The sequence below is a fragment of the Fumia xinanensis genome (assembly GCF_014384905.1).
Lineage (GTDB): Bacteria > Bacillota > Clostridia > Oscillospirales > Ruminococcaceae > Fumia > Fumia xinanensis.
The window spans coordinates 1,082,933-1,103,341 of sequence record NZ_JACRSV010000001.1 but is presented as its reverse complement, the minus strand read 5'-3'; the positions used below and the strand labels follow the sequence as shown (position 1 = coordinate 1,103,341).

The window sequence follows — 20,409 nt, the reverse complement described above, 5'->3', positions numbered from 1 at the left end:
AATCAAGCCCCCTAAAAGATTTAGAGGGCTCTATATGACTTAAGCCTGTTCTTTTGGCTTGGCGCCGGCAACAAAGACGTTTACCTTGCTGACGGCAATGCCGGTCATATCCTGAACGGTATCCTTGACCTTCTGCTGAATCTGTTCGGCGATGGATTTGAGTTTCACCCCGAAGCAGAGGTTCACGCAGATGTCGATAGCCGCCACATCAGCGCTCAGGTAGATGGTAATGGGTTTGAGAGAAGCGTTTTTCATCAGCATTTCGGAAGGAGCCACCGGCCGGGTGGCCAGGGAATGCACCCCTTCGATTTCACTCAAAACGGATTTGACGATGGTAGCCACGACCTCCTCGGAAATCTTCATGCTGCCGGTTGCCTTATTGTTTTTCGGTTCCATAATCTGCCCTCCAGTTTAGCCCGCCGCACAAACGCGACGCCGGTAGTGGACCCGGTTTCTTTAAAATCAAATTTACTGTCTCATAATATACACATCGGCAAGCTCTTTAAAGCTCGCACGCCGCTTTCAGCGGCATAAAACGGTCAAGGCCGTTTGAATGTCAGCGATAATCAAATACAAAACCTTGCGTTTTAACACGCAGCACGCTTCACGTGCTGTTTGTAGATATTATACCATAAATTAGTGGACGAAGTCCACGATAACGGGCATAGCCCGCGCAAAAGGCTCTGCCTTTTGCAAATTTATGATACAATGTTCTCACTTATCCCGTGCCAGCGGGATAAAAGCGCCTTTTAGGCGCTTTACAAACAGCAAAGCTATTTGCTTGTGAGGTAATTATACCATAAATTCAGTGGACGAGGTCCACGAAAGCCGCGCAGCGGCTGCAAACTATTTGTGGTTTGTAAATTTATGATAAAATGTTATCACTCTTCCCGCGCTAGCGGGACAAAAGCAGCGAAAGCGCTATGCAAACAGCCAAAAGCTGTTTGCCTGTGAGGATATTATACCACATTTTCTCAAAGAAACAACCATTTTTACCTACCTTTTTTAAGAATATACAAAAACTTTGGAGTTTTATACAGCCTTTTCATCAAGCTCCGCAGAAAAAGCGCTTTCCATTTACGAAAAGATGTGATATGATTTTTTCAAATACATTTGATAAAAAGAAATAAAGAGCTGATTACAGTGCATATGCTGTGTTTCGCAAAGATATTTTGACGACAAACAGGGAATCCGCAGGAAAGAAATGCCGATGCACCTGAACAGTAGCACCATATGGAGAATTTTCAAAAACTACTTCTCCAGTAATACAACGGAGGAATTGATGAACATTATCGATTTTCAAAAACAGCATATAGGGCAGGCGACAGAACTGGCCTTTATGAATTACCGGGAGGAACAGAATAAGGTTTCCTCCCTGCCGTCCGTCATCAGCATTCCCGACTTAACGGAGTTTGCAGAGAACGGGCTGGGAGTCGCGGCATTTGAAGGCGACCGGATGCTCGGCTACCTCTGCTGCTACGAACCATGGGACAACGTGTTTAACACCGGCGCAAAAGGCGCCTATTCACCAATTCACGCCCACGGTGCGGCAGCAAAAAATCGTACGCTAATTTACAAGCGGATGTATCAGACCGCCGCTGAAAAATGGGTGCGCAGCGGTGCCGCTTCCCACAGTATTGGGTTGTATGCTCATGATACGCAGGCTGTCGCCGCCTTTTTCTCCTATGGATTTGGGCTGAGACTGATGGACGCTGTACGTCCCATGGAAAACGCCGGTGCGCCGTCCATGTCCGGGATTGTCTGCAAAGAATTGAGCCGCAGGGAAATTCCCCTCGTCCGCCCTTTGCGCCGGGGCCTCGCCTGTCATCTGGGGCAGAGTCCCTGCTTTATGGTTTCCTCAGAAGAGGCGTTTCAAAGTTGGCTGGTCCGTGCGGAAACCCGGGACACAAGGCTTTTCGGGGCGTTTATTGGGGAAATTTGTATCGCGTTCTTCGAGGTCGCGGACAGGGGTGAGAATTTTATCACGGAAATGGAAGGCATGAAAAATATCTGCGGCGCGTACTGCCTGCCCGAGTACAGGGGAAAGGGCGTCATCCAGGCATTGCTCGACCACATGATTTCCGTCCTGAAATCCGAGGGTCATGCCCGGTTGGGCGTGGACTTTGAAACCTTCAACCCGACCGCCGCGGGATTTTGGCCAAAGTATTTTGAAGCTTACACCAATGGATTGGTTCGGCGGGTGGATGAATGCGCATTAGAGACTGGTATCTGAACCGCCCAAAGGCATAAAAAAGCGAAAGCAACTGATTGCTTTCGCTTTTTATGGTTTTATTTATTTTACTTCATCTACGACGATGTTCTCCGCCGGCATGTTAGTCTCTTCCACGATGATATTCTTGATTTGAGCGGCCTGCTCGGCGTTTAGCCCCTCGGTCTGGACGACGACTTTGACGTTTTCGTCATCGACGAACGCCAGGCATTCCTGGAAGCCTTTGGCTTTTACCAAGGTTTCGATTTTATTCTCGCTCTCGATCTGCTTGGAGACCTCCAGTGCCTTGTTGGTGGCCACTTCCTTCTCCTCATCGGAGAGGTTCCCGTCTTTCAGGGTGGTGGCCAGCGTCTCCACCGACTCGTCGCGGGCCTTCTTCCGCTCTACACGGGCGGCGGTAAAATATTCGTCCGGCGCGGCGCTGGTGAGCTGGGCCTCGCCATAAGTCCGGTCGTCGGTGGTGGTTTCACTGTTCGCGGAAGCTGTAATATCATAACCGTTCCCGCTTTCGGAGAAGGTATAATTCAGATAGATCGCCACCCCCAATACCAGCACCAGGGACGCTAAGATAATTTGTTTTTTTCCCAAGATCATGTTGAGTTTCATAAGGCTCCTCCTCGATTTGTTTAATAAGCCCGTTTATTTTGCGAGCTTTGAGATATATACCCTGACAGAGCTTAGATCCAGCGCTGTTGTGACCGCGTCCAGAATCCTCGATTGAACGACGGGGCTGTCCCCGCCTGCGCAAACCACCACAACCCCCTTTATCTCCGGCTCCAGCTGGGATTTGACGACGGTGTTCCTGCCGTTTTTCCCATCGGTGACGACGTAGCTCTCGGAAACGCTCCGGTGTTCGGAAAAATTTTCCATTCCGGTATCGCCCTGCTGGTTGACGTCAGTCTTTTGCTCCTTTAAGTAGACGGTTTCCCCCGTCCCCTTCAAGGTAACCATGACCTTCGTCTCCCCCGCCCCTTCGATTTGAGAGATAAAAGCGGCGAGATCCTCTTCCAGCATCTTCCGATACGCTGCCGTCGTGACCGTTTCACCGGACTCTACGGTCTGATTCTCCTTCGGTTTCGGGGACGAAAACACCTGCGATAAAAAGATGAGCAGGATGCCCAAAATCCCCAGAAGCATGATGATTTTGACCTTTTTGTCCCCGCTTTTGAGCATTTTTACAAAAGCGGAGTCCCTCAGTTTTTCCATCATAAATTTGCCCTTCCCTTTTCCTTGTTCCGTTTGAAAATATCGGTGGGCAGAATCGTTTGCCCGCCGCCCTTTTCAAACGGAATCATCAAGTCCCGTCGGTGAACGCCAAAAGCGCGGTGACGCCGAACATTTCATTGAGTTCGCGTACTGCATTGCCGCACCGATCTTTATCCGATCCTTTCAGGAGAATTTCTAATTTACTAATATCTATGCTCCTGTCCGACTGGACATTCATACTAAATTCAATTTTTTCTGGGACGATTTCATATTTTTTAAAAACCGCCTCCGCCTGAAGCCGCAGACTCTTGTCGAAACTGCGGAGAAGCTGCTCGTCCGCCAGCTCGTTTAAGCTTTTCGCCGTTTCGTTCTGTTCCCAGGTAAAGGCCTCCGCGCTCGATGAGAAATCTATGGGCTGCCCGATAAACGGGGTGAGAATGGCAATGAGCAGGAACAGGTGGACGGCGAATTTGACGATTTTCGCCATCTTTCCTGACGGCAGCAGCATTAAAAAAATGGAGGTAACTACCAATGTCACGCAGATGGCGTAACCGATGGTGCGCAGGGTGTTCATTCGTCGTCACTCCTTTCGGGATAAAATTTTTTATCTGTGCTCTCTGCTGTAAAATTTGGCCCGATTTTGCGGCTTTCCGCAAAATTGCCGCAACGATACGCGGCAAAGGGCCAAATTTCGGGGATGAAAATTTTTAATTTTCATCCCGTGCCGAGCATCAGCATGATGGTAATCGAGACGATAATCATCATGCCGTAGCAGAGGATGACCCCCAACATGACGGTCAGGGCCGAGGATGCGGCCTTTAAAATAGAAACCTCCTTTTCCCGCCCGAAGATGTCCCCAATGGCCGCCGAGCCCCAAAGGGCTGCCATCATCATAATGAGCTCCAGCACCACCGGCAGGAAGGTGACCACGATGGCAATGATGCCGAACACCCCCACGGTACTTTTCACCACCCCAAGGCAGCCGAATACCGAGTTGTAGGCGTCGCTTAAAGCCCCGCCCACCACCGGAACGAAAGAGCTGATCATAAATTTCGTCGCCCGCACCGTCACGGTGTCGGCCGCTCCGGAGACCAGCCCTTTGACGGTCAAAAGTCCCACGAAAACTGTCATGCAAAAAGTGAGAATCCAAGTGGCGGCAGTTTTCAGGCTCTTTGCAAGGCTGTCCACCTTGATGACGTTGGTGGCGGCCCCGGCGATACTGATGGCGAGGAAAAGGCCCAGAAGAGGGACGATGAGGTTCGCCATCAGCTGGGAAAAAAACTGTGCCGAGGCGAAGATGGTGGCGTGGTACGCCACCGAGGAGGCGGGCTTCCCCGCGGCCGCCGTCACGCCGGAAAAGACGGGTATAAAGCTCAAAACGAAGTAGGAAAGGTCCTTGACCACCTTGGATGTGCGGAGAATGCAGCTTGTTACGGAAGTGACCATGACGGCACAGATGGAGAGGGAGATCACCACCGAAAAAGTGTGCTTCGTCCCGTCCATGCCGTCGGTGAAAGCGGCGATGAGCGCTGCCAAAATCAGGATTCCTGCGATGCTTAAGAGAAGCTTTAAGGGCTCTGATGCCTTGTCCTTTATTTTCTGCCAGATGTAGGAGAAAAAATTCTGGGGGGTGAGCTTTTCGACGCTGTGCTGGTCGAAGCCGCCGTAAAAGAATTCCTGTCCCTCTTCAGGAATCAGGCTCAAAAGACCGTTCAACCCGCTTTCGTTTAACTGTTCCTCGATGATTTCGTCCTCGCTTTGGGACTCCTGCCCATAGGAGGGAAGCTCTTCCGCCCCCGCACGCTCGGTGGGGAAAACCCAGAGAAACCCCACCGCCCAGCAGGCCATACAAAAAAATAAAATTCCTTTTTTCATTTTGTCAATCCTTCTGTCGCGTCCGCTAGATGTTGATAAGGTTGAGCGCGGTTTTTAATAGCTCCTCGAACATGGGAAGGGACAGCACGAGCACCATTACCTTTCCCGCCAGCTCGATTTTGGAGCTGATGGCAAGCTGGCCCGATTCTTTGCAGAGCTGGCTTCCGATTTCGGTAAGGTAGCATATCCCCAAACATTTCATGATGATTTTGATGTACTCCGACGAGAAGGACACCTGGGCCATCAGGTTTCTCATGGTAGAAAAAGCGGGAATCATCTCGATGAGGATTACCGAAAAGATGAGCACCACCCCGATGCAGGAGATCATCATGGAATATTCGGGCTTGTACTGCTTGAAAAGCAGGGAAAACGCCGCCGCCACTACGCCGACGCCGATGACCGCAATCAGGTTCATAGCAGGTTCATTCCTTTCTGGGAATTGGCCGTTTTCGAGGCTCCGCCGCAAAATTGCCGCATCATTTTGGCGGCAAAGGCCCAAAATCAGGCTTGAAAGCTTGCTTTCAAGCCAATCACCACAAGCCGAAAAGCTGCTTGATGGTGTCGAAAAGGCTGCTGATCTGGGTTACAATCATCATCAGCACCACAATGAGCCCCGCCAAGGTGGTCATCATAGCCTGTTCTTCCCTGCCGGAACGGATCAGCACCTGATTGAGCACCGCCACTATGATGCCGATGGCGGCGATCTTGAAAATCAAATCCACGTCCATAATGTTATTCCGTCCTTTCCGCGCTGCCGGCTAAGCGATGCGAATATTTTTATTGTGCCGACGGGCCGGGCAATGTAAGCATTGACCCTTGCAAATGGAATTGATAAAAATGATAGGAAACGCATTTTAGCAATGCTTCAAAAGGTGAGGATTATCAGCAAAAAGCCACAGAGTACACCCATAGACCGAAAGAGTTTTCCCTGGGTCTGCTGTTTTGCCATGGCCTCCTCCAAAATGAGGGCCAGCTTTTTTTGCTGAAGGCTGAGGGCGTTCACCTGGGATTCGCTGTCGGTTGACCCGAGGATTTTTCCCGTGTCCCGCAGCAGTTCCAGTTCCTCTTTTTGCAGTCCCGGCTGTTTTTCCAGGGCATCGTTCCAAAGCCGGGAGACGGGGGCCGTCTGCACCTGCAAATCCTGGAATTCGCCGAGAAAACTGAGCTTTTCGTAGCTCTCATCACGGCTCAAGTCCCTCAGAAGCCGGACGGTGGGAGTTTTCTGATAACTTAAGTCATTTGATAGGGTCAAGAGGAGCTTTTGGATGAGCAGGATGAGCTCCGTTCGTCTGGCAAGCCTTCTCGACAATAAAAGGCCCGTCCCCGCCGACCCGAGAAAGAGAAAAACCATACCAAGTAGTTTCAGCATATCATCTTCCCTCCTGACAGGCAGAATTCAGCGCCTTCGCCCACCCGCCGGACTTCTTTGATCCGGCAGGGGGCTTCCTGCCCCTCAAGCTGGATCAGATAGTCGAAGGCCCCTTCCTCGATGAGGGCGCGTATCTGAGGCCGCCGTGTCAGCGCCGTGAGATTTCCGGCGTGGGCCGTGGCAAGCACAGCCGTACCGGCGTTTAAACTCATACGGATGGCGTCCGACTCGGCTTCCCCGCCGATTTCGTCGCAGACGATGAGCTCTGGCGACAGGGTGCGCAAGGCAATGTTCATCCCCTCCCCTTTGGGGTAGCCGGTGAGCACATCGGTACAGGGGCCCAGCTCGATTTGAGGCGTTCCGTTATACACGGCTCCCAGCTCGCCCCGTTCGTCGATGACGGCGACTTTTCGGTACCGCCCTGCCTTCCCAGAGGAAAGGGCGCCGATAACGTCCTTCAAAAAGGTGGTTTTTCCACTCATAGGGGCGCCGGACAGCAAAATGGATGGCAAAGCATCACCGTAAAACCGCCGGACAAAATCGCCGGAAACGCCGGGAAAGCTTCGGGCGACGCGAAAATTCATCGAACTGATTTCCCGCAGGGTGACGATTTTTCCGTCCTCCTGCACCGCTGTGCCGGAGAGCCCAACCCGGTGGCCGCCGTTTAGTGTGAGAAACCCCTGCCGTATTTGCTCTTCACAGCTGTGAACCGAGTAACCGCAGACCCGCTGGAAGCAGTCTTGCAGGTCGGCCTCATCTGGGACCAAAGCGTCCTTTCCGGGGGTTTCCAACACCGTACCTCCCGGCGTTAGAAAAACGGTTGTCCCCATGAGGACAAGGCTTAAAGGCCTCCCCTGCCGCAGGCGGATTTCCCGGACGGTATTCCGCATCTGCGACGGGATTGCCGCCAAAGGTGCACGGATTTTATCGGGAAAATACGGGATGACTTGCAGATACGCTTCCATGCTTTTTCCTTCCTTTCCGCCTCGCGGACAAACTTTAACTGTGATTCATCTTATGCCTTGTCCCCAACAGATAGAACCATTTTTCTATGGTTTTTTGGTTGCCCAGCAGGGGCAGATGTGGTAAGATGAGGCAGATAGGAGGAATAGTCTATGAAATACTGCTGCACAAACAACGAGCGACAAGGTTCCTGCTATTTTGAGTTCCAAAAGGGACGGTTTTCAGAGGAATTCTGGCGGGATGACTCGCTGTATCTTACAGATGATGACTTCAATACACTGGGGCTTTATAAAGTTTTTATAAGTGTTTTGCCTTCCTTCGACTATTACGGAATCACCGAAGTCACTCGGGAACAATGGGAGCAAATCGTCAAATCCGCCAGGAAAACAGGAGGGGAAGTCGAGCAGGCTATAGAGGAAATCCACTGCTGGGTCCAGCGGTTCTTTCAAAAAGAGCAGGTATTGACGGTGCTTGGAATATGAACGGATTTATGCTCCTTTCATTGACATCGTATTCCAAAAGAAGTATAATAATTGAACAATTATAACAGAAAGGGATGACGGATAATGATAACCCTGCAAAACAACGGTATGACAGCACATATTTCCCTCACCGGCGCCGAGCTGAAGTCGCTTCGGGACAGCGCCGGCAACGAGATGCTATGGCCCGGTGATCCAAACGGCTGGGAACGGAGCTCGCCCCTGCTGTTCCCCATCGTCAGCAACACCCGCAACAAAAAGCTCACCATTAAGGGCAGGGAATATGACATGCCAAACCACGGTGTTGTCCGAAACCTTCCCTGGGAGGTGGAGCAGCCCTCTGCCGAGCGGGCAGTATTTTCGGTCTGTGAGAATGAGGAAACACTCTCCCACTATCCCTACCGGTTTTCCCTGACAGCGGAATACACGCTGCTTCCCGGCGGCATCCGGCTGGAGCTGACAGTACATAACACAAATGACGAGCCAATGCCCTACTGCATCGGCACTCATCCGGGCCTGAAGGTGCCTTTTGAGTCGTCTAAGGGCAGTGATTTCTCCGACTACAGCCTCCTTTTCGACCAGCCGGAACGGCAGGACTGCCCCTTGTATAACTTTAAGGAACGGCAGATCGACATCGACCGCAGAGAGACCTTTTTGTCCGATCCTCAGACCTTCCGGCTGGACCATAATATCTTCAACCGGGTTGATTCGGTGATTCTAGATAATCTTAACTCCCGGAAAGTCATCCTCAAAGACAGCAAAACCGGAGAAGCGGTGGAATACAGGCTTCAAAACTTCAGCGACCTCTGTGTCTGGAACATGATGAACGCGAAATTCCTCTGCGTCGAGGCGTGGCAGGGGCTTTCGGTTCTGAACACCGAGGACAACACTCTTGAAAACAAACACAATGTTGTGACGCTGGCACCCGGCGAAAGCAAAACGCACATATTGGAAATCGAAAAAGTGTAGGACGTGGAAAATCCGCATACCCGAAACGATATGCGGATTTTTAGAATACAGAAAGGAAGCCTAAGCCATGCCAACGATTGCCGTCGTACCCCATAACTCCCAGTGGAAGGCGGAATTCAGCAGAATCCGCGAAGAACTGAACCGTGGCCTCCAAGGCCTTTCCCTTGCGATTGAGCATGTGGGAAGCACCTCGGTGGAGGGCCTCCCCGCCAAACCCATTATCGACATCGACGTGGTAATCTCAGACATGCTTGTGTTTGACTCCGCTGCGGTACGGCTACAAAGGGGGCTATGTCCGAAATATTTATCAGATATGCGGCTTGCTCAATAAAAACGAAAAATGATAAATAACAGGTTAATCTTTTCAGCATTTCTCCATTAAAAAAGCGCCTCCATCATCCTGGAGGCGCTTTTTTAATGGAGAGATTATTATTTTTCCGCAATGGAGTAAATGGCCCACTGGCTTTTTCCCCGCTTTTTCGCTTCGTATAGGGCCTCGTCTGCCTTTTGGAACAACGTAGGGTAGTCATTTCCGGCTTCACTGACGGCAATGCCCAAGCTGCATGAAATTTGAGGCCGGCTGAAGGCTGGAAAGGCTGCGTTTGCCTTGGTAATCAGCTCATGGCCTCTTCGTACCGCTGCTTCCCGATCCTTTATCCCTTTCATCAAAACCAAAAATTCATCGCCGCCGATCCGGCCGACCACATCGTCTTTATGGAAGTTATCCTGCAAAATGGTCCCGATCTTCGAGAGCACCCTGTCCCCTTCCAAATGCCCGTAAGAGTCGTTGATGTCCTTAAAATTGTCCATATCCAGAATTATCAGGGCGCAGCGGGAATTTTTGTCCAGATGCTTCAAATAGATATCGCACAGCTCCTCGGTGGTAGCCTTATTGAAAACTCCGGTTGGTTTGTCAATGATACTAAGTTGCTGGAACCGGAGCCGGGAACGATAGTCCCGCAGGCGAAGCACCGCAATGTTATAGGCACAGACCACCGAAATGGCATAGGACGGTATCGCTGCCCAGATGTCGTAACGCACTGCATTCTGGGCTTTAAAGCAAATCACCAGAACACAGTACACCGCCATATAGCAGGAAAGCAGAATCACCTGTCGGTGAAATGAAAGTATAAAAATAACGGATATACCCACTAAAACCGGAGCAAAAAAGATAGCTGGCCGTTCCGGAAAGGGAAAAATCGAAACGAGAATGACAAAGGATGCGATCATGATACTCATGCAGGAGCACAGATGCTGGACTTCCCTTGCCTTCATCGCTTTCTTCCTCAGCAGGTAGAAAATCAGCCCGTCAACACTGTATTGAACTGCCAGGCAGATAAGATAGATAAAATTTAAAACCTGGCTTTGAAAAAAGGTAAAGGCGAGGATGGTATAAGCCGATAAAATCAGCGTATAGACCACAGTAACGGTTTTCAGAGAACCGAGATTCTGCTCACAAATGAGGGCTTCGTCCTGCTGTAAATAGTCGCTGCTTTCCCGAATGAGAGCTTTTAACTTGTCAAACGCCATCGTTATCACCGCCTTTATCATCAGTTCGATTTTATCAAAAGCCAATGGCTTGTACATCTAATTTACAAATCGTAATTTTAAATCATTTACAGGCCATTTGGATTTATTTTTGGAGATTCCTGCCATATAGTTTCTGAAAAAGTTGATTGGATTTTGCAGTAAATTCTTTCGGAGTCGAAATATTCTGCTTCAAACCAACGATTTCCCACGTTGCAGTCCAAATCAGGTAAGGGTGCAACGGAAGCGACCTCTCCACTTTCAGATGTTGTCCATCCCGGATGAGCAAGCCGTCCGCTGCGATTTTGGCCGCATCGAAGTAGAGGCGGGCTCCAGGCGTATATGGCATGTTTTCATCCATAACTATCTTCCCGTTTTGTTTAGATAAAACCACGATTTCACTGGATATTGCACCTGTAGAAAACATCACGTAATCGCTGAAATCCTTGGGGTCCCCCAGCCGAAGCCCTATAGGGGCATCTTCCCAATGGCGTTTTTCTTTAGCCAAAATGTTCCAGCTTTTGAGACAGCCATCAGCCTGGATGCTCTGCCAATTTTCGCCTGAGGTACTGTGAACCAGCACATCCGGCTCATAGTCCCTCAGGCATGCCTCGTTGAAATGATGTCCCTTACATTTTTCTTTTGCCGCTTGAAGCTCTTCTCGTCCGATGAACAAAATGATATTTTTTCCCTTTGTTTCCTGAAACTCGATAAAATCACATACCGCCGACTCCCAATAGGGATACCGTCTGCTCACTTTCAATGTATAGGCACAGCCGCATTGGCTTCCGCACAACATATGATATTCGCTGGAATCGGTGAGACAAAATACCATCCAGGAAGAGTCATAAGGCCGATTGGTGATGGGGTTTATGCCGGATTCTGCAAAGCCGCGTTCGATGACATATACCAAATCAGCGCCCTCTTTCAAATTTAAAACCTTTACGGCAGCTTGTTTCCCGCCGCTTTATACAGGTCATACCACTCCGCCCGGGTGAGCTCCACTTCGGAGGCCTGGCAGATATCGGCAAGTCTTTGTGGATTTGTGGTGCCGGCGATGGGCTGCATTTTGGCTGGATGTCGCAGCAGCCAGGCAAAGGCGATAGCGGTGTCCGATACGTCGTATTTCCGGGCCAGCTCGCCGATGACAGTGTTTAGTTCCGGATATTTGTCGCTCCCCAGGAAAACGCCCTCAAAAAATCCATATTGCAAGGGGCTCCACGGCTGGATGGTGATGTCGTGTAGTCGGCAGTAATCGAGTACCGATCCGTCCCGGTTAATGGCGCCGTCAAATTGGGTGTTGACGTTGATACCGGCGTCGATCATGCCGGTGTTTGTCAGGCTAAGCTGGAGCTGGTTTATAATGATACGGTCCTGCAAATATTTCTGCAAAAGCTCCATCTGGTAAGGATTTTGGTTGCTGACTCCAAAATATCGCACTTTGCCGCTTGTCCGCAGTTCGGCAAAGGCCTCCGCCACTTCTTCCGGCTCCATGAGGGCGTCAGGCCGGTGAAGGAGCAAAACATCGATATAGTCGGTGTGTAGCCGACGAAGGCTCCCCTCCACCGAGCGCAGGATGTGTTTTTTCGAAAAGTCATAGTATCCGTCGTGGATGGCGCACTTGGTCTGGATGAGAATTGTCTCCCGTACGTCGTCATTCATGTGGAGTGCATCGGCAAACACTTCCTCCGATTTGCCGCCGCCATAGATGTCGGCGTGGTCAAAAAAATCGATTCCCTGTTCCAGCGCCGTGCTAACTAAGATTTCTGCTTGCTTGCTGCTGAGACCGTTTATCCGCATACAGCCCAGCGCGATTTCCGAAGCGCTGAACGCCCCGTTTCCGATGGAAATGTACTTCATTGATCCGACCGCCTTTCTTGTTCCGTTCTCTTTTCAGGTTGATTTGCAGATTTGTCCAATATGCCTATTATAATGCAGATCAAAGCGAAAAAAAAGGGGCATTCTGTAAACATTGCAAAAGCCCCGCCGGCATGTTCCCGGCAGGGCGTATTTTGGCGCGTCTACCCTAACAGCCGGATAAACGCCAGAACCATCAGGATGACGCCGCCCAGCCATTCCAGCTGGAGATGCTTGGTGCCCGCCCCTTTGGAGACCTTCTCCCCCAGAAAGTGCCCCAAAAGGATAGCCGTCATGTGCATGATGAGCGCCAATGCCAGAATCAGCAGATAATTCTGCCCGATAAGCCCGCTGCCGAAGCCGGTGGCCAGCGAATCAATGGACAGCGCCGCCCCCAGCGCCAGCGCCTCCTTGGCGGAGAGGACCTTGGAGCAGTCGGCATCCGCTTTTGTCTCGTCCAGGCAGACCGAGAGCATAAACGAGATACCTGACCAGCGGAAGCTCATCTTTTTGCTGTTGTCGCTGGCTTTTTGGAGGATCGCCTTGACCGAGTTCTGGAACAGGTTGCAAAGACCGATGAGAAACAGCACAGAAAAGCTCAACACCTTGCACACATGGGGCGGTATGTATCCCCCCACCCAGTCTGCCGCTCCCAGGGAAAGCATCAGCATCCCCGTGCCCATCAGGGAGATGAGCACCGCCGACAACAAAGGAATTTTTATCCGATTGACCCCGTAGGCAAAACAGGCGGTAAATCCATCGAGAACCACCGCCAAAACCAGCAAAACACTGACCAAACCCCTCACCCGCCTTATAATAATCCTCTTACACAATATGCGGAAGCGGAAGGAGGGGTGAAAATCGGCTTCATCCAAAAACTGCTTTCTCCTCTCACAAACGGCTTGCACTACAGATCCCCCGCAGACAGCTTCGGCAGACACTATGAGGTTAGGGCCCTCTGTCAACCGGCGCAATACAGGAGCGGAGGCGGCGTTCGGGTGCTCAAAAAAATGAGCCGGAGTCTGTAATTTTATAACATGACTTTGCGTTGTCAAGTTTTTGTGGTACAATAAACGTAGTAAAATTGCGCTTATCGCTGAAGAAATCCTTTGAGGATTCCGTCCTCAAATTTATCGCCAAGCCGACAAAACCAGCCTTTTTGTATCAAAATAAAATGTGGTGCAATGGGCGTATGGAGGGATAAAGCATGAAAATTGCCTTTTTAGATAGGGATGGAACAATTAATAGGGATTATCCGGATTTGTGTTGGAGTCAAGTCAAAAAGCCCGAAATATTAGAGGGAGCTATAGAGGCAATGAACAAATTCATTATAGCAGGATATAAAATCATTATAATAACAAATCAATATATTATTGGTGATGGAATCATATCTTTATCCGATTATCAAAGCTTTACAGAAATGCTCTTAGATGAGCTTCATAATAATGGAGTAGAAATATTGGATATTTTTTATTGTCCACACAGCAAAAATGTCAACTGCAACTGCTACAAGCCAAAACCTGGCATGATACAGGCAGCTTGCAGAAAATATCCAGAAATTAATTTAAGAGAATCTTTTTATGTGGGTGATTCTTTTGCAGATATGGAATTGGCTGAAAAATGTGGAATAAAATTTTTTGGTATCAATTTAAAATGTAAAAACTCTATTCAAAAACTATCGGATATGAGTAAAATCCAATTGTAGATTATGAATAAGCCTCCAAAACGGTATCGCTTTGGAGGCTTACTACTGGTTTGGTTCCCGTAAAACTGTTTGTAGACTTACTCTTCTTTTTCCCTGCCGTCACAACAGTACGGCAGCAGGGATTTGAGTATTTTCCGCTCCACCAAAGCGTGTATGGAAACCCCCGCTTCCTCGAAGCTTTCGGCATAGACCTTTCCCTGCTGGCGGATGTGGTTTAACAGGCTTCCCTGGTCGTAGGGAATGAGGAGCCAAACCTCTTTCATCGAACCGGAGAGCGCGTCGGCGATGGCTTCCATCAGCCGGTCGACACCTTTGTTCTCCTTCGCCGAGATATAAACGGCACGGCTTTCTTTTAAAGGTTCGGGAACATCGTCCAGCAGATCCGCCTTGTTGTAGACGGTGATGACCGGCGTGTCGCCGCAGCCCAGTTCGCCCAAAAGGGTTTTCGTCACCTCGATCTGCTGCTTCGCCATAGGGTCGGCGGCGTCGCAGACATTGAGGATCACGTCGGCAGAGGCCGCTTCCTCCAAGGTGGACTTAAACGCCTCGACCAACTGATGCGGCAGCCGCTGGATCAGGCCGACCGTATCGATGATGACAGCGTGCTGGCCGTCGGGCAGGACGATTTCCCGGGCCGTAGGGTCCAGGGTGGCGAAAAGCTGATTCTGAGTGTAGACCCCCGCGTCGGTCAGTAGATTGAGCAGAGTGGATTTTCCCACGTTGGTGTAGCCGACGATTGCAATGGTGGGGACGCTCAGTTTGCTTCGCCGTTCCCGCACCCTGGCCCGGCGTTTTCCCAGAGTTTCCAGCTCCTGCTCCAGGGCGTTTATCCGTCTGCGGATATGCCGCCGGTCGCTTTCCAGCTTGGTTTCGCCGGGGCCGCGGGTACCGATGCCGCCGCCCAGCCGGGACAAGCTTTTGCCCAGTCCGATCAGCCGTGGGAGCCGGTATTTCTGCTGGGCCAGCTCTACTTGCAGTTTACCCTCGCTGCTCTTGGCCCGCTGGGCAAAAATGTCTAGGATAAGGGTGGTTCGGTCGATGACCCTCACGTCGACGATTTCTTCGATGTTGCGGAATTGGCTTCCCGTCAGCTCGTCGTCGAATATCAGGAGATCGGCCCCGCTTTTTACGATGAATTCCTTGATTTCCTGTAGCTTTCCGCCGCCGATGTAGGTGGCGTTATCGATGCCGTCCCGGTTCTGGGTAAAGCGCCCGATGACGTCGGCGCCCGCGGTATCGGCAAGCTCCGCTAGTTCGTCCAGCGAGGCAAAAAGGTCGTAGCTTCCGGTATCCACACCGGCGATGACGGCTTTCTGCCGCCGTTCTTCACGATTCATATTCATATATGCAATCACCTTTCCTTTCGGTGTTGTTCTATTAGTGTACCACGGATTCTTCTAAGGGACAACCGGTTTGCTCAGATAATCCCGTTCAAATTCTTCCAAAGTTTCGTATGTCAACGGTTCAAGCCCCACTTTTTCATACTCGCCGAGGAATTGTTCCAAGGCGTTGTCGAAAAATGCGGCGGACGCGCTGAGATTATCCGGACAGAAGCCGCTGATCGCGTCGTAACGCTCCATATCGTACTGCTCATGGAGTTCGTCGAATAGCTGCTGTAAACTCGCCATGTTCATCAAAGCGAGATGGGGGTCGTTGATTTCGTCGGCCAGGAGCATTTTGTTTTTCCAATTTGAGACCATTTCCTCGTAGACACCGCGAATATCGTCCCTCGACGGAGCTTTTTTCGGAAAGGAAATGCTGTTGAAATAACTTTGCACTGCTGCCAGCAGCCGGCAGCCCGCTTCGTTTCTTTCGGCCGCCGTTTTTGAAGCGACGGCGTTTTGGATGAGAAAAACGAAGTTTTCAGGTTTTCGCGGCATCTGTTCCAATTCACAAAACCGCCTTCTCAAACCCAGTTTAAAATAGGTTTGGTTTAAAAGGCAGATCGTGTTTTCTGTTTCGTCAATCATTTCCGCCAGGAATTTTTTACAATCCCCTTCCTTTTTTTCGAGAAGCATGTCGGCAAAAGCCTGTTTTGCACGGGAAAACGCGGCATCAGCCCGGTCAAACACTTCTTTCGAAAAAGGTCTTGACAGAATATCCGCTGCCCTCAGCCTGAGCTCTGCAAGCCGTTTTTTTGCTTCCTCTCCGGAAGTGTAGACAATGTCCGCGTCTAACAGCTTTGATAGATGGGGCGACGCGCAGGCTGCGTCCGCCTCCAACCTCTCCCAGCTGGTGCAGTAAAGGTCGTAGCCCACGTCTCTCAGAAGGAAGGTTTTTCCTAAGGCCCATCCCCGGTCGTCGTCGATGACGATCAGCAGGTCCAAGTCCGATTTCGAGTGGACGTCTCCGGTCTGCTGGGAGCCGTATACGCCGATGAGGGCCAGCGCCCCGGGGCAGTCCCTTTCCGCTTTTTGGATAACGGCTTCGATGATTCGCCCGCTTGTTTTCTTGAGGCTCATCAGAAGAGTTTTGTTATTTTCTTTCATCGGAATTTGCCTCCCGCCTTCTTTTTCTCCTTCACCCACTTGGAAATCTCTTTGTGCCACTGCTGCTTTTCCCGGAGATAGCCCATTTTGTCCTCCACATAGCGATTTTCCGCCTTGAGGCTTAAATAGCTCTGCCAGCGCTTTTCGGAGAGGCTCCCGTCAGCGATAGCGGCGCGGATGGCGCAGCCCGGTTCATTTTGGTGGGTGCAGTCGGAGAATTTACATCGTCCCAGAAAATCCTCCACGTCGGAAAAAGCGCCGCTCAAGCCTTCTTCCGCGTCCCACATACCGATTTCCCGCATACCGGGGGTGTCGATGACCATAGCTCCGCTCGGGAGCATCAAAAGCTGCCGATGGGTGGTGGTGTGCCGCCCGCGGGAGTCGTCTTCTCGGATGGCGGCGGTGTTCATGACGGTTTCCCCCGCCAGGGCATTGACGAGGCTCGATTTCCCCACACCGGAGGAGCCGAGGAATACCAGGGTCTTCCGGGGGCGCAGGTAAGGCGCCAGAGCGTCGATGCCCTCCCCTGTCACCGAGCTGACAGCGTATACGTCCACGCCAGGGGCGGCGTCCTGCGCCTTTCGCACCGTCTCTACCGCGTTTTCCGCCATATCCCGCTTGGTAAGCACGACGACCGGCGTGCCGCCGCTCTGCCACGCCAGCGTGAGATACCGTTCCAGCCGCCCCACCTTAAAGTCGTGGTTGAGAGACGACAGAATGAACACATAGTCAAAGTTTGCCGCCACCGCCTGTTCGCCCCGGCCGGGGGTGGGGTCGAGCCTGCTGAAGAGGGATCTTCGAGGCAGGGTCTTGACGATGAGGCTATCGCCGCTCTCGTTATACTGGATGCGGACAAAGTCCCCCGCCGTGGGAAAAGGCTCCGGTTCCCTACCGTAGTAAACGGCGGTTTTCAGCTGGGCGAAGACGGGCCCTTCCCCGCAGACCAGCTCATACCGCTCCCGGTGGACGGCGGTGACACGGGCGGGAATGGTGTTATGGCTGTTTTCTTCTTCGATTTCGCAGTATCCGTAACTGGATAAATCCATCATTGTTTTCCTCCATAAAATAAACATATTTCTTGTTGACACAGTTGTTGACGACACGCATCAAAATCACTCCTTTCAAAAAATACGATCAGTTGGTTTCTGTGAAGCCGGATGGGGATATTTCTCATTTGGACGCAAAAATCCCGCAGAAAGCAGCCGTTCGGGGCTGCTTTCTGCGGGATTTAAGGCATAACGGAAATCCGTTTAAAGAAACGATTCCAAAAAATATGCACAAAAAAGGACACACCTGTTTCGATGTGTCCTGCAGTTAAACAGTATTCACGAAAGGTTACTTTGATTCCGGCCACGGCAAAACAAGGCGCAAAGCACCCAAGCCAAAGCCGCCTATTCAATTTTAGACAGAAGCCACCCTAATCCGGTACATTGTGGAAATCATCTAACATGCTCCTTTCGTTGCAGGCGGCAAAACCACCTGATGCTGTATATAGTATAACACGAAATTCTAAATTTGCAACTGCTTTTAAAAAAATTTATTCTGCAGTTGGCGGCCCGGCAAAACTCCGTTCCAAAACGCCGGCCCCAGCTATTGCATTCTAATCCCCCGTCACGCGGTATCTTCGCTCCAATGAGGAGCGGCGGTCAGAGCCGCTTCCCCGCAGAACACCGCTTTCTCCTGCCGGAGTGTTATTTTCCTCCGGTCGAAAAACGGATGGGAGCCAAACCTTTTTTCTTTATATTTAATACAGGCAAACTGCGACTGGACGGGGTCGTATCCGTTTGGGGACAGGTACAGCGTCCGGCTGCCTGAGACGTTATCTGAATCGGAGGTCTGGACCTCCAGCCATTTGAAATAAAAGAGATTTTTCGCGTAATACTCCTTCACGTCCTCAAAATCAAGATTGCGGTCGCCGTTATAGTGAAACCCATCGGAAAAGCCCACTTCTCCCTGACAGCCCAATAGTTTCCGCAGTTCAAGAAGGCTCAGCGCCCTGCCGGCTTCGTCCACAAGATAACCGCCGTAGCTGGGGTCCAGCATGACCCACCGTTTTTCCTCCGGGAGCCACGCCTCGCAGACTACGTGATTATCGCCATCATAGGGGGAAAGGGGCATCATGGACATCCTTCGGGCGAAAATCCCGACGCTGAGGCACATCTCCGTGAGTGCCGTCGACAGGGACAGGCAGTTGATGCCGGATTCCGGCCCTTTGTCGAGGGAATAGTCCAAAAGATCGATTGCGTTGGTGAGCCGGCTGTCATAATCCCCTTTGTGGTACACATGGGCCGCCAGCCAGGTCAAAAGCCGGCATGCCCGCGAAAAAGTATCCCCTATCCCCGCGATTTGGGAGAAGGAAAACCGTTTTTCCAGCTCCTTAAGGGACGGATGGGAACGGAAAAGAGTTTCCACCTCGGTTTTATCGTCCTGAAAGGAATCAAACATTCTCAGGGCGCCGGTAAAGACATCGTAACTCATAAAACAGCTCCATTCAGTAAATTGAATCGCCGCAACTGATATCAAAAGGCATAATCAGCAGCTTGAAAATGCTCTTGGCGTGATTCTCGAAAAACCATTTTGTCGCTTTGCCGTAGTTTTCTTTCTTGTCGAATTCCCAGTAGGAAAAATACTTGATGCATTTTACGATTTTTGTTAATTCTCTCGGCGGTTCGCCCAATTCGACCCCGTCGATGGTGTAAAACCGCTTCATGTATTTCACACTGATGCAGCCCGGCTGTTTTTCCTGTTCCGGGGCCAACGCGCGGATCAGCGTTTCAAAATCCTCCAGCTTTTCGGGTTTTACCTGGAACCGTTTTACTTCGGAAAAGGCGCTCATATTTTTCATCCTCTCTGTCGTGAGTTAAAACCAGCTGGAAACGGCGCGGAAAATAGGCGCCATCAAAAACGCCCCCGCGGCACAGCTTAAAAGATTGGCGCAGACGGCATATCCCACCCGCCTGCCTTTTGTCTTTCCTTTGAGAAAAACGGCACAGGCAACTGCTTCAGCGATAAAGATGATGATTTCAACGGGAATCATCACAAAGCCCGCCGATAATGTGCCACTGCGGACGAGGGTCACTCCCGCTGTCACCGTGAGGAACATCTGGGTCGCAAAGTTCATCAACAGGAGCAGAACCCAGTTTTCCCGGAGCTTGAATCCGAAGAGCAGCAGCATGATGCCTTCGATGAATAGTGTAGGGAGAAAGGTAGCCGCAAACTGTAACAGGTAGGCGAAAAAGGACGGTGTTTTGGCAGTATGGCCGGAAAAGTAGTCGTACCTGACGGTGCTCTGCAGTACCTCCCGCACTTGGGGTTCGCTCACCCGCACTTCCCCGCCTTTGGAGACGGTGATGATCCGGTACCGGTCTGGCAATCCAAAATACCCGAAAGTATGTACCCGCTCGTTCCCCTTTTTCTCGCCCTTTAGTTCCCCCCACAGCGGCACCGCCGTACCGCCTGAATAGGCGGGATACCAGCCCTCTGATTCATAACTTTTCAATTGCTCCAGCATCTCCGGGTCGTAACTGTCTTCGTCCGATTCCAGATTGTCGTAATCCCCCGGAGCTTCGGTGAGCAGGTCGAGATAGTATTCCTCTTCGGGAGGATTTTCGACTACGACGGTGAGCTGGGGTTTCGGTCCCATGTCGGCGCAGACTTTCCGGGGCGCAAACAACGTAAAAATCAGCGCCAGCGGCAGTAGAAAAAACAGGATGCGCTTGCAGTTCAGTCGTTCCACGGTG

Annotated in this window: 24 protein-coding genes; 5 read left to right on the top strand and 19 right to left on the bottom strand. The window is 51.0% G+C overall.

The annotated features are described in order from the left end of the window. Nucleotides 1-39: 39 nt before the first annotated feature. Nucleotides 40-396 carry an Asp23/Gls24 family envelope stress response protein gene (locus H8710_RS05205; RefSeq protein WP_249294355.1) on the bottom strand — a complete coding sequence of 119 codons (357 nt, stop codon included), beginning with the start codon at nucleotides 394-396 and terminating at the stop codon, nucleotides 40-42. Between the two features lie 814 nt (nucleotides 397-1,210). Here H8710_RS05205 and H8710_RS05200 point away from each other — a divergent pair. Next, nucleotides 1,211-2,233, top strand: coding sequence for a GNAT family N-acetyltransferase (locus tag H8710_RS05200; RefSeq protein ID WP_249294354.1), 1,023 nt, complete (start codon nucleotides 1,211-1,213; stop codon nucleotides 2,231-2,233). Nucleotides 2,234-2,293: 60 nt separating this feature from the next. Here H8710_RS05200 and H8710_RS05195 read toward each other — a convergent pair whose 3' ends face one another. The 8 genes from H8710_RS05195 to H8710_RS05160 form a co-directional block, all read right to left on the bottom strand. Next, nucleotides 2,294-2,836: a SpoIIIAH-like family protein gene (locus H8710_RS05195; protein ID WP_249294353.1), complete on the bottom strand. Its 543-nt coding sequence runs from the start codon at nucleotides 2,834-2,836 to the stop codon at nucleotides 2,294-2,296. A 33-nt stretch (nucleotides 2,837-2,869) separates the two neighbouring features. Beyond that, a complete protein-coding gene (locus tag H8710_RS05190) occupies nucleotides 2,870-3,439 on the bottom strand; it encodes a hypothetical protein (RefSeq protein ID WP_249294352.1) in 570 nt (189 codons plus the stop codon). An 85-nt stretch (nucleotides 3,440-3,524) separates the two neighbouring features. Further along, the gene (locus H8710_RS05185; RefSeq protein ID WP_249294351.1) at nucleotides 3,525-4,010 is read right to left on the bottom strand and encodes a stage III sporulation protein AF; all 486 of its coding nucleotides are present in this window, start codon (nucleotides 4,008-4,010) and stop codon (nucleotides 3,525-3,527) included. A 140-nt stretch (nucleotides 4,011-4,150) separates the two neighbouring features. After that, complete coding sequence (locus H8710_RS05180; protein ID WP_249294350.1) at nucleotides 4,151-5,311, bottom strand: stage III sporulation protein AE; 1,161 nt, start codon at nucleotides 5,309-5,311, stop codon at nucleotides 4,151-4,153. 25 nt (nucleotides 5,312-5,336) lie between these two features. Beyond that, nucleotides 5,337-5,726, bottom strand: coding sequence for a SpoIIIAC/SpoIIIAD family protein (locus tag H8710_RS05175; RefSeq protein ID WP_249294349.1), 390 nt, complete (start codon nucleotides 5,724-5,726; stop codon nucleotides 5,337-5,339). A gap of 115 nt (nucleotides 5,727-5,841) precedes the next feature. Beyond that, a complete protein-coding gene (spoIIIAC, locus tag H8710_RS05170) occupies nucleotides 5,842-6,039 on the bottom strand; it encodes a stage III sporulation protein AC (protein WP_249294348.1) in 198 nt (65 codons plus the stop codon). A 137-nt stretch (nucleotides 6,040-6,176) separates the two neighbouring features. Beyond that, on the bottom strand, nucleotides 6,177-6,680 hold the full coding sequence (locus tag H8710_RS05165; protein WP_249294347.1) for a stage III sporulation protein AB: 504 nt from the start codon (nucleotides 6,678-6,680) through the stop codon (nucleotides 6,177-6,179). Then, nucleotides 6,674-7,645 (bottom strand): stage III sporulation protein AA, encoded by a 972-nt coding sequence (locus tag H8710_RS05160; RefSeq protein ID WP_249294346.1) that lies wholly within the window; start codon nucleotides 7,643-7,645, stop codon nucleotides 6,674-6,676. Before H8710_RS05160 ends, H8710_RS05165 begins: the two co-directional genes overlap by 7 nt. A 150-nt stretch (nucleotides 7,646-7,795) precedes the next feature. Between H8710_RS05160 and H8710_RS05155 the strand changes: the two genes are divergently transcribed. The 3 genes from H8710_RS05155 to H8710_RS05145 all read left to right on the top strand — a co-directional run bounded on the left by H8710_RS05155 (nucleotide 7,796) and on the right by H8710_RS05145 (nucleotide 9,422). Further along, nucleotides 7,796-8,125: a hypothetical protein gene (locus H8710_RS05155; RefSeq protein ID WP_249294345.1), complete on the top strand. Its 330-nt coding sequence runs from the start codon at nucleotides 7,796-7,798 to the stop codon at nucleotides 8,123-8,125. Nucleotides 8,126-8,209: 84 nt separating this feature from the next. Then, complete coding sequence (locus H8710_RS05150) at nucleotides 8,210-9,091, top strand: aldose epimerase family protein (protein ID WP_249294344.1); 882 nt, start codon at nucleotides 8,210-8,212, stop codon at nucleotides 9,089-9,091. A gap of 67 nt (nucleotides 9,092-9,158) precedes the next feature. Further along, the gene (locus tag H8710_RS05145; protein WP_249294343.1) at nucleotides 9,159-9,422 is read left to right on the top strand and encodes a GrpB family protein; all 264 of its coding nucleotides are present in this window, start codon (nucleotides 9,159-9,161) and stop codon (nucleotides 9,420-9,422) included. A gap of 98 nt (nucleotides 9,423-9,520) precedes the next feature. On the opposite strand, the gene H8710_RS05140 is transcribed toward H8710_RS05145, so the two are convergent. From H8710_RS05140 to H8710_RS05125, 4 genes are all read right to left on the bottom strand, one after another. After that, on the bottom strand, nucleotides 9,521-10,666 hold the full coding sequence (locus H8710_RS05140) for a GGDEF domain-containing protein (protein ID WP_249294342.1): 1,146 nt from the start codon (nucleotides 10,664-10,666) through the stop codon (nucleotides 9,521-9,523). Between the two features lie 58 nt (nucleotides 10,667-10,724). Beyond that, nucleotides 10,725-11,549: a hypothetical protein gene (locus tag H8710_RS05135; protein WP_249294341.1), complete on the bottom strand. Its 825-nt coding sequence runs from the start codon at nucleotides 11,547-11,549 to the stop codon at nucleotides 10,725-10,727. An 11-nt stretch (nucleotides 11,550-11,560) separates the two neighbouring features. Further along, a complete protein-coding gene (locus H8710_RS05130) occupies nucleotides 11,561-12,478 on the bottom strand; it encodes an aldo/keto reductase (RefSeq protein ID WP_249294340.1) in 918 nt (305 codons plus the stop codon). 161 nt (nucleotides 12,479-12,639) lie between these two features. Then, a complete protein-coding gene (locus H8710_RS05125) occupies nucleotides 12,640-13,272 on the bottom strand; it encodes a manganese efflux pump (RefSeq protein WP_249294339.1) in 633 nt (210 codons plus the stop codon). Nucleotides 13,273-13,682: 410 nt separating this feature from the next. Between H8710_RS05125 and H8710_RS05120 the strand changes: the two genes are divergently transcribed. Further along, complete coding sequence (locus H8710_RS05120; RefSeq protein ID WP_249294338.1) at nucleotides 13,683-14,180, top strand: HAD-IIIA family hydrolase; 498 nt, start codon at nucleotides 13,683-13,685, stop codon at nucleotides 14,178-14,180. 77 nt (nucleotides 14,181-14,257) lie between these two features. Here the strand turns inward: H8710_RS05120 and hflX are convergent, their stop codons facing one another. The 6 genes from hflX to H8710_RS05090 form a co-directional block, all read right to left on the bottom strand. Then, complete coding sequence (gene hflX, locus H8710_RS05115) at nucleotides 14,258-15,523, bottom strand: GTPase HflX (protein ID WP_249294337.1); 1,266 nt, start codon at nucleotides 15,521-15,523, stop codon at nucleotides 14,258-14,260. A 54-nt stretch (nucleotides 15,524-15,577) separates the two neighbouring features. Then, a complete protein-coding gene (locus H8710_RS05110; protein ID WP_249294336.1) occupies nucleotides 15,578-16,669 on the bottom strand; it encodes a nucleotidyltransferase domain-containing protein in 1,092 nt (363 codons plus the stop codon). Beyond that, nucleotides 16,666-17,718, bottom strand: coding sequence for a ribosome small subunit-dependent GTPase A (rsgA, locus tag H8710_RS05105; RefSeq protein WP_249294335.1), 1,053 nt, complete (start codon nucleotides 17,716-17,718; stop codon nucleotides 16,666-16,668). Before rsgA ends, H8710_RS05110 begins: the two co-directional genes overlap by 4 nt. Before the next feature lie 562 nt (nucleotides 17,719-18,280). Then, nucleotides 18,281-19,147: a transglutaminase domain-containing protein gene (locus H8710_RS05100; protein ID WP_249294334.1), complete on the bottom strand. Its 867-nt coding sequence runs from the start codon at nucleotides 19,145-19,147 to the stop codon at nucleotides 18,281-18,283. A 13-nt stretch (nucleotides 19,148-19,160) separates the two neighbouring features. Further along, on the bottom strand, nucleotides 19,161-19,505 hold the full coding sequence (locus H8710_RS05095; RefSeq protein WP_249294333.1) for an antibiotic biosynthesis monooxygenase family protein: 345 nt from the start codon (nucleotides 19,503-19,505) through the stop codon (nucleotides 19,161-19,163). Between the two features lie 24 nt (nucleotides 19,506-19,529). After that, complete coding sequence (locus H8710_RS05090) at nucleotides 19,530-20,405, bottom strand: hypothetical protein (protein WP_249294332.1); 876 nt, start codon at nucleotides 20,403-20,405, stop codon at nucleotides 19,530-19,532. Nucleotides 20,406-20,409: the final 4 nt, after the last annotated feature.

Coding starts and splice junctions, on each gene's coding strand:
- H8710_RS05205 (WP_249294355.1), bottom strand. CDS start 396: ATGGAACCGAAAAACAATAAGGCAACCGGCAGCATGAAGATTTCCGAG.
- H8710_RS05200 (WP_249294354.1), top strand. CDS start 1,211: ATGCACCTGAACAGTAGCACCATATGGAGAATTTTCAAAAACTACTTC.
- H8710_RS05195 (WP_249294353.1), bottom strand. CDS start 2,836: ATGAAACTCAACATGATCTTGGGAAAAAAACAAATTATCTTAGCGTCC.
- H8710_RS05190 (WP_249294352.1), bottom strand. CDS start 3,439: ATGATGGAAAAACTGAGGGACTCCGCTTTTGTAAAAATGCTCAAAAGC.
- H8710_RS05185 (WP_249294351.1), bottom strand. CDS start 4,010: ATGAACACCCTGCGCACCATCGGTTACGCCATCTGCGTGACATTGGTA.
- H8710_RS05180 (WP_249294350.1), bottom strand. CDS start 5,311: ATGAAAAAAGGAATTTTATTTTTTTGTATGGCCTGCTGGGCGGTGGGG.
- H8710_RS05175 (WP_249294349.1), bottom strand. CDS start 5,726: ATGAACCTGATTGCGGTCATCGGCGTCGGCGTAGTGGCGGCGGCGTTT.
- spoIIIAC (WP_249294348.1), bottom strand. CDS start 6,039: ATGGACGTGGATTTGATTTTCAAGATCGCCGCCATCGGCATCATAGTG.
- H8710_RS05165 (WP_249294347.1), bottom strand. CDS start 6,680: ATGCTGAAACTACTTGGTATGGTTTTTCTCTTTCTCGGGTCGGCGGGG.
- H8710_RS05160 (WP_249294346.1), bottom strand. CDS start 7,645: ATGGAAGCGTATCTGCAAGTCATCCCGTATTTTCCCGATAAAATCCGT.
- H8710_RS05155 (WP_249294345.1), top strand. CDS start 7,796: ATGAAATACTGCTGCACAAACAACGAGCGACAAGGTTCCTGCTATTTT.
- H8710_RS05150 (WP_249294344.1), top strand. CDS start 8,210: ATGATAACCCTGCAAAACAACGGTATGACAGCACATATTTCCCTCACC.
- H8710_RS05145 (WP_249294343.1), top strand. CDS start 9,159: ATGCCAACGATTGCCGTCGTACCCCATAACTCCCAGTGGAAGGCGGAA.
- H8710_RS05130 (WP_249294340.1), bottom strand. CDS start 12,478: ATGAAGTACATTTCCATCGGAAACGGGGCGTTCAGCGCTTCGGAAATC.
- H8710_RS05120 (WP_249294338.1), top strand. CDS start 13,683: ATGAAAATTGCCTTTTTAGATAGGGATGGAACAATTAATAGGGATTAT.
- hflX (WP_249294337.1), bottom strand. CDS start 15,523: ATGAATATGAATCGTGAAGAACGGCGGCAGAAAGCCGTCATCGCCGGT.
- H8710_RS05110 (WP_249294336.1), bottom strand. CDS start 16,669: ATGAAAGAAAATAACAAAACTCTTCTGATGAGCCTCAAGAAAACAAGC.
- rsgA (WP_249294335.1), bottom strand. CDS start 17,718: ATGATGGATTTATCCAGTTACGGATACTGCGAAATCGAAGAAGAAAAC.
- H8710_RS05100 (WP_249294334.1), bottom strand. CDS start 19,147: ATGAGTTACGATGTCTTTACCGGCGCCCTGAGAATGTTTGATTCCTTT.
- H8710_RS05095 (WP_249294333.1), bottom strand. CDS start 19,505: ATGAGCGCCTTTTCCGAAGTAAAACGGTTCCAGGTAAAACCCGAAAAG.